At 58.3% G+C, this 6,542-nt stretch carries 7 protein-coding genes; 5 read left to right on the plus strand and 2 right to left on the minus strand.

Features of this window, described 5'->3' with window-relative positions; all coding sequences use genetic code 11:
- Positions 1-180: 180 nt before the first annotated feature.
- Positions 181-378 carry a hypothetical protein gene (locus tag EN925_RS17735; RefSeq protein ID WP_013530427.1) on the minus strand — a complete coding sequence of 66 codons (198 nt, stop codon included), beginning with the start codon at positions 376-378 and terminating at the stop codon, positions 181-183.
- Between the two features lie 825 nt (positions 379-1,203).
- Here EN925_RS17735 and EN925_RS17740 point away from each other — a divergent pair.
- The 5 genes from EN925_RS17740 to EN925_RS17760 all read left to right on the plus strand — a co-directional run bounded on the left by EN925_RS17740 (position 1,204) and on the right by EN925_RS17760 (position 5,985).
- Positions 1,204-1,974, plus strand: coding sequence for a hypothetical protein (locus tag EN925_RS17740; protein ID WP_127369013.1), 771 nt, complete (start codon positions 1,204-1,206; stop codon positions 1,972-1,974).
- Between the two features lie 38 nt (positions 1,975-2,012).
- Positions 2,013-2,711, plus strand: a complete 699-nt coding sequence (locus tag EN925_RS17745; protein WP_063172726.1) for a TIGR00730 family Rossman fold protein — start codon at positions 2,013-2,015, stop codon at positions 2,709-2,711.
- A 138-nt stretch (positions 2,712-2,849) separates the two neighbouring features.
- Positions 2,850-3,725 (plus strand): DMT family transporter, encoded by an 876-nt coding sequence (locus EN925_RS17750; protein ID WP_245460968.1) that lies wholly within the window; start codon positions 2,850-2,852, stop codon positions 3,723-3,725.
- A 136-nt stretch (positions 3,726-3,861) separates the two neighbouring features.
- A complete protein-coding gene (locus EN925_RS17755) occupies positions 3,862-5,529 on the plus strand; it encodes a peroxidase family protein (protein ID WP_127369012.1) in 1,668 nt (555 codons plus the stop codon).
- A gap of 54 nt (positions 5,530-5,583) precedes the next feature.
- Positions 5,584-5,985 (plus strand): hypothetical protein, encoded by a 402-nt coding sequence (locus EN925_RS17760; protein WP_013530422.1) that lies wholly within the window; start codon positions 5,584-5,586, stop codon positions 5,983-5,985.
- A 35-nt stretch (positions 5,986-6,020) separates the two neighbouring features.
- Here the strand turns inward: EN925_RS17760 and EN925_RS17765 are convergent.
- Positions 6,021-6,542, minus strand: a 522-nt coding sequence (locus EN925_RS17765) for a hypothetical protein (protein ID WP_164894261.1), incomplete at its 5' end; no start/stop codon positions are given.

Below are 6,542 nucleotides of genomic sequence, written 5' to 3' on the forward strand. Positions count from 1 at the left end.
GTGTCAATGAGCGCGCCCTGGAGCAAGCTGCCTGACTGGGCGTCCTGACTGAAGTCGCCCCGGCAAAGTCGCCGGGGCGACTTTCGCGACTCCAACCGCAGCGTCGTCGATAGCACCTCTTTCAGATGCAATCAGACCCACCCCGATACTTCGGGGTGGGTCTGCTGAAATCACCCGCGATCAGCGGTTTTTGTGACTTTGTTCGCCAGCTTTCACGTGCTGTTCGTGGGTTCCACCACGCATGCCGGATCCATCGCCCTGCTGCCGTTGACCACCACCAGCGGCCTGCTGTTGCTGACGGTTTTTATTGTCGGCATTCTTGTGGCTCTGCTGGCCTGCCTTCACATGCTGTTCGTGGCTACCACCTTGATTGGGCATTCTTCTTCTCCTTCACAATGCACGAGGCGACAACCGCCTCGATTGCCTAAGAAGAGTCAGGCGCGAACGTTCCCTTACGTAACATTTTGTGAAGACCCTCAGACAAGCCGGGCGTTCGAAGGAGCTTGAGATGGATGCCGACCCGGAGAGCGTTGCGCCAACCTCGGGAGTAAGGTGCGTTGCACTGTCCCGCTGAATTGAAATGGGTGGTCTCGAAAGCTTGCTGGATAGCGAGATGCGCACCTTGCCACGCCGTTTATGCATTTGCGCGGAACGGTGGTGCTGTTCGCGTAGGCCGCATTGGGAGTCATCAGAGGTGCCATGAGAACCGCGATTGTCGAGATGGCGGTGAATGTTTTCGTCAAGCTGCGTAGCATGATCGAATTCCATCCTTGGATTCAGTTGAGGTTCAGGTTCGACCGCTCAGCCTTTTGCGGATGTCAGTCTGGCGTTGCGGCTGTGATGTTGGGCAACTCAGCGTAATTCAGCGTGAAATAACGATCATCGTTCCCCGGTGTCTTCGCATGATCGTCGAGAGATGATTTCCGGTCTTCGCGGTCCGTGCATCCGGATGGCTGTCAATGGAGGCTCGGCAGGCGACCCGCTTAGACAATGTCGTCGGCCAGGGCTGCAAGGCCCCGCCGACACAGAAGCTCGCCGCGGGATAAGGCTGGCCGAGGCAATTGAGAGAAGTAGATCAACCGTCACCTTGCAGGGACCGCCAATGCGATCTGCCTGTTAGCCTGGACGGACCCATTCCAGCGCAATTCACGTTGAGATCACGCGGAGCACTGCAAAGCATGCGTCATAAGGGAGGAACCCGACATGACGCTCAACATCAATAAGCCGCTGCGTGTAGCCCCAGTCGAGATTTCAGCTCGCGAAACAGCCTCATCCTTCACGGTCCGGTCTCCGCGCCTCCTTGCTTGGCGCAGCGCGTTAACGGCACGGATGTCTGGCCCTGGGGGAGCCTACAATGTCGGCAACCTCATTGGTCTTTGTCAGGGGATTACGGCGCAGATTCTCGTATCCGGCGATCTGAACCAACTCCTCTGGACAGGCGCGCCGGCCGCCATCAGCCATTATTTGACCGGCAATTTCGCTGCGATCGCAATGACCTCGGCGACGGCGATCTTCTTCGCCAGCGGCGAGATCTACCATCGCGCCTGGAACGGGCGTCTCAAGCCTAGGGAAAATCTCAACCGCCTGGGTGATTTCCTGTCCGGCGTTGGTGCCGTTTGCCTTGGCCTGGCCCTGTTTGAACTTGGCCATCCGTTGCTGGCGTTGACATCGGGCCTGCTTCATTCCGTTGGAAAATTCGGCAGTGCTTGCCACCGACCCGGTGTCCGGATCCTCAACTTGTCGGAATACGGCCCCGACCCGTTTCGCGTCATGGTCCTTCTCAGCCGGCTGCCGGCCCTCATCGCCGCCGGGACAGAACTCTGTGCATCGCTGTTCAAATTCGAAGTCGAACAGCCACAGCATTGGTCTACGCCCGCCAGCCTTCTCGTTTGTTACCTGCTCTGGTCCTGGGCTGACCTGCTTCTGTTCCGATCGAGCCAACCTCGCGCAGCCCGCGATCATTCCGCCGGCTGATCAAGCTTCGCTATTCCAACCTCATTTGGAGAGACACCATGTTTGGATCATCATCCGACAATTCCGCAGAACAGATCGGCCGCTCCTATCCCTTGCAGCGACGCATCGGCACGATCTGCGTTTTCGGCGGCGCCATGCTTGGCAACGATCCCGACCACGCCCGTTGCGCCACCATCCTTGGCGAGACGATAGCCGCAGCAGGTATTCGCCTGGTCTATGGCGGTGGCTGTGATGGCCTGATGGGCCAGGTGGCTATTGCCGCAGCAGAAGGGGGTGGAACCGTGATCGCGATCACCCCGCAGTTCCTGATCGAGCGGATGAGAATGCTATTATCGGGATGCCAGACGATTTCAGTTCCCGACATGAGTATCCGCAAACAGCTCATGTTTGACTACGCGGATGCATTTGTAGCCTTGCCTGGCGGCATCGGAACCGTTGAGGAACTGACCGAGGTCATGACGCTTCGCAAGCTGGAAAGGCACTGCAAGCCGCTGGTCCTGGCGAATTTCAAAGGCTTCTGGTCACCACTTCTCGGCGTCTTCGAGAGCATGTCTGAGGCTGGCTTCATGAACTCGTCAACCCGATGCACGCAAATGGTTTCGGCAACCCCGGAGGCCATCCTTCCGCTTCTTCAGCGCAGCGTCAGTTTCGAGCAGAACGAACCGCCAAAGCCCGTCCTGCTGCCCACCATCCCCGTCTTGCGCAGATCACATATATCGAGTGCTGGCCCCGGATAGATCGCGAACCAAAAGACGCGTTCTTCCGCGCAACACCAGCCACCTCGACAATGACGGGGTCCGTCGGCCCCGATCATCGCTTTCAAACCCGATCACAAACCGTTGGAGCCATTGCCCGCTGTGGTGATGCGATCAATCATGTCCAGATTCAAGGCAAATTCCTTGCTAATGCTTGCTGCGCTCATTTGGGGAGTGGGCAATGTGTCCCACAAGACCATACTGGCCCACCTCGATCCCATGGCGGTTGTTTTCCTGACCAGCGTGATCGCCGGACTGGTGACGTTGCCATTCGCGGTGCGGGAGCGCGACCCCGAAACCAACACCGGCTGGTTTCCAAGTGTGGCGAGAGTGGTTCTACTTTTTGCCCTCGGCTGTGTGGTCCAGCAATTGTCCTATGTCAGCACGACGGTGACGAACTCGAGCCTCCTTATCAGCGCTTCCACTGTTATCACGCCGATCGCCGCGTGGCTGATCATGAGGGAGCGTCCAAGTGCACTGATCCTATTCGTCGCAATTCTGACGGTCGTGGGATCGGCTCTCCTGGCGGGCGGCTTCAATGGTTCGGCAACCGCCGGCGACGCTTTCGCCGTCCTGACTGCAATCTGTTTTGCAGTGTGGACGGTCGAACTCGGGCGGCATGTGCAGGCACATGGCCATCCCTTCGCGACGGCGGCCGCACAGTTCATCGGGACGGCCGTTGCCACGCTACCTTTCGCCCTGCAGGGCACAATGACATTTCAGGCAATTATGGCAGCATGGCCAGAACTCATCATGCTTGGTGTGTTCTCGACCGCTGTCGGCTTTTGCCTGCAGACTTCTGCACAGCGCTACACCACTTCGTCCCATGCGGCGGTGATTTGCAGCGGAGAGGGTGTGTTCGCCGCCATTTCCGCTGCCGCTCTGCTTGGTGAACGGCTTTCGCCCGACGGGCTTCTGGGTGCGTGCGTCATTCTGTCCTGTGTGCTGTTCACCGCCGTCTCGGCGGGCCCGAAGCTCGATCCGTCAGTGTCATGATCGCCTCGGCAATGTCGTTCTGCTCTGGGGCCGCGCCATTCAAACCACCGACGGGCAAGTCTGTTTCTACTCTCGGATTCATGCCAAGCTACTCGCCTGGCCGCATTCATCCTTCTGGAAAACGAGGTCTACTTCGATGCTCCACGGCGAAACGTCCTCCTTCGAAGCCGCTAACGTGCCGAACCGGTCAAACCAGCATTCAGACGACGGCCTCAACGACAAGCCGACCTTGCGAGGCATCAGGCTCTTCCCGTCCCTGGCAGACATGCCGATCGCCTTGTTTGACGCAACCGAAGACGAGAGCGCCATCGACCGCACCAAGGCAGGCTTGCTGGACATCACGGCGGAAATGGTCGGCCCGACCGATGGACTTGAAGGCAGCGATCTCAGCCCTACGCCAGCCGGTTTTACCTATTTCGGCCAATTCGTGTTCCATGACATCGTCTTCAGCCAAATATTCGGATTGCCCAAGCCGACAGGCAAAACCCATCATTTGAAGAACGCGTCCTCGCAAAGCCTTGACCTTTCGGGGCTCTATGGGCGGGGGCCAATCGTCGACGCCCATCTCTACGATGTTGCGGATGGGGCGGACCTGTCGGCCTGCCGCTTTCCGATCGGCTTGCCTTGCATGAAAGACAGTATGCTTCCAGTCGACGGTAAGACCATGCAGGGCCGTGATTTGCCGCGCATCGACTTCTCGGGCAAGTTTATCAGTGTCGAGGGTCGACGATCGCCTTATCGGCCCTTGGTGGCGGATCCGCGAAACGACGACAATCTTGTCCTGTCGCAACTGCTCTGCACACTCATGGGCATCCACAACAGGATCGTGGATCTACTGCTTGGCATCGGCACCGACCCAGCAGAAGCTTACAAGCGTGCCAGGATCTATCTGACCTCGGTTTACCGCACTGTGATCATCAACGACTATCTGAGAAAAGTTCTGGCTCCGGAAATATGGGACCATTTTTTCGCCAGTGACGATTTTCTTGGCGCCGGAGTCTCGGCACTTGAGACTTTCAATGCGCTGCCTTTGGAATTCACCTTCGGTGCGTCGCGCTTTGCCCACGCCATGGTCCGGCAGTTCTATGTCGTGAACGACAGGTCGGTCGAAGAACCAGCCAATCTGCGCAAAATGCTGTCCTTTTCCAGCCTGCGCCCGGGTGGGGAGATTCCAATACCCGAGAACTGGATTGTCGACTGGAACCGGTTTGCCTCAGCCGACACCCCGTCGAAAGCTCAAAGTGCCCGGCGCATAGGACCATTCCTGTCGAAAGAACTGACGATTGCCGGCCTGAGTGCGGAATTGAACGGCACAGTCCGGCCGGTTGCCTTCATGGATTGCTGGCGCTGTTACGACCTTGGTTTGCCATCCGGGCAGGACGTGGCCGGTGCGGTGAAGACCGCCCTGGGCGACAACAATATCGATGTGCCGGTCCTGACGGGCAATGACATGCTTCCCACGGCCGCCTGCGCCAAACGTTACGTCTACAACGCCGGCCGACTTCGGGCCGCTTTGCAACGGTACCCGGAGTTCCTGAGGCAAACACCTCTCTCCTACTATATCATCCAGGAGGCGTCCGTTCTTGGTAATGACGGCAGCCATCTTGGCCCAGTTGGCTCCTATGTGGTGGCCGCCACGATCGCATCCGCACTGTTCAAGGCTGCCGATACGGATATCACCTCTCGCAGGCTCATTCCGGACGTAGAGCCAAAAACGCTGGCAGGACTGCTCGATCTCAATGATACTGCGAAGGTATCGGATGAAGTGCTTGGCGGCCTGCTCGGCAGTCAGGGTTTTCAATAGCGCTGATAACGGCAGCGCTACAGTGCTCAATCTGGTTTAGCGGGGGAAGTGGACATGGTGAAGTTCAAAGATGTGCAGTTCGAGGCGCTTGGCGAATTCATCCGAGACCTGATCAAGGATCCGGCCAAGCAAGCGATCTTCAGAAGTGGAGATCAGGAGGCGATGAAGGACCTGCTGCGTGGGTTCATGACGCCCAGGGACAAAACCTGGGAGGAGATCACCATCCAACCATACTTCGACCAAGACCTGATCGTGAACATCGCCTTTCCCTTCACCGGCGACGTCGAGCAAACGATCGCCACCATTGCGCCGGCGGATGGACCCGGTGAGGACTATACATTTCCCGATCACTACAATCTCGACCCGAACGCCGGCCCGCCCGATCAAATAAAGAAAAACCGTTTGAGCGCATATCATAAGCGCCTCGGCGACTACGTGATGTCACGCTGCAAGTGAAACCCGGCGCAATTGCGAGCAACGGTTCGGCCGTGTCAGCCCGACTGGGCTGCCAATTCGATGCCACGGGCCAGCTTCTCCTGATCGACTGGTAACCGGATCGGAAAAGCGGTCTTGAACCACTCCACGGCGACAGCGCGGTCAAGCCTACCCGGCCCTTGCCACGCCGCCGTTAGGTTGCGTAGAAAACGTCTGAACTCATCCCCGGCCTCGCGGTTGCGTTTCAGCAACGCAAGTGCCGCCGCCGACCAGCCGTGGATGTCGGCGAACAGTTGATCGCTCTTGACCGCAGCGGCCACGCACCCCTCCAGATCATTGGCGAGAAAGGCAATGGTCGCCTGGTAGCCATGATAGTGAGCGTCGGGCATGGGATTGAGGTCGAAACTGCGCTTCGAAAGCTCCGATGCCCGTTGATGATCACCCATGAAGGAGCTGGCCAGCGCGTAGGCAATCAACGTCGCGGGGTTCCCGGCATTTTGCTCATGTGCAAGGCTGAAGTGAAAATCGGCCAGCTCCCAGCGTCGCGCCAGAAGGTGGCTCCAGGCCAGATTTACCTG

This window comes from Mesorhizobium sp. M7A.F.Ca.US.006.04.2.1, assembly GCF_004022915.1.
Classification (GTDB): domain Bacteria; phylum Pseudomonadota; class Alphaproteobacteria; order Rhizobiales; family Rhizobiaceae; genus Mesorhizobium; species Mesorhizobium ciceri.

Coding starts and splice junctions, on each gene's coding strand:
- EN925_RS17735 (WP_013530427.1), bottom strand. CDS start 378: ATGCCCAATCAAGGTGGTAGCCACGAACAGCATGTGAAGGCAGGCCAG.
- EN925_RS17740 (WP_127369013.1), top strand. CDS start 1,204: ATGACGCTCAACATCAATAAGCCGCTGCGTGTAGCCCCAGTCGAGATT.
- EN925_RS17745 (WP_063172726.1), top strand. CDS start 2,013: ATGTTTGGATCATCATCCGACAATTCCGCAGAACAGATCGGCCGCTCC.
- EN925_RS17750 (WP_245460968.1), top strand. CDS start 2,850: ATGTCCAGATTCAAGGCAAATTCCTTGCTAATGCTTGCTGCGCTCATT.
- EN925_RS17755 (WP_127369012.1), top strand. CDS start 3,862: ATGCTCCACGGCGAAACGTCCTCCTTCGAAGCCGCTAACGTGCCGAAC.
- EN925_RS17760 (WP_013530422.1), top strand. CDS start 5,584: ATGGTGAAGTTCAAAGATGTGCAGTTCGAGGCGCTTGGCGAATTCATC.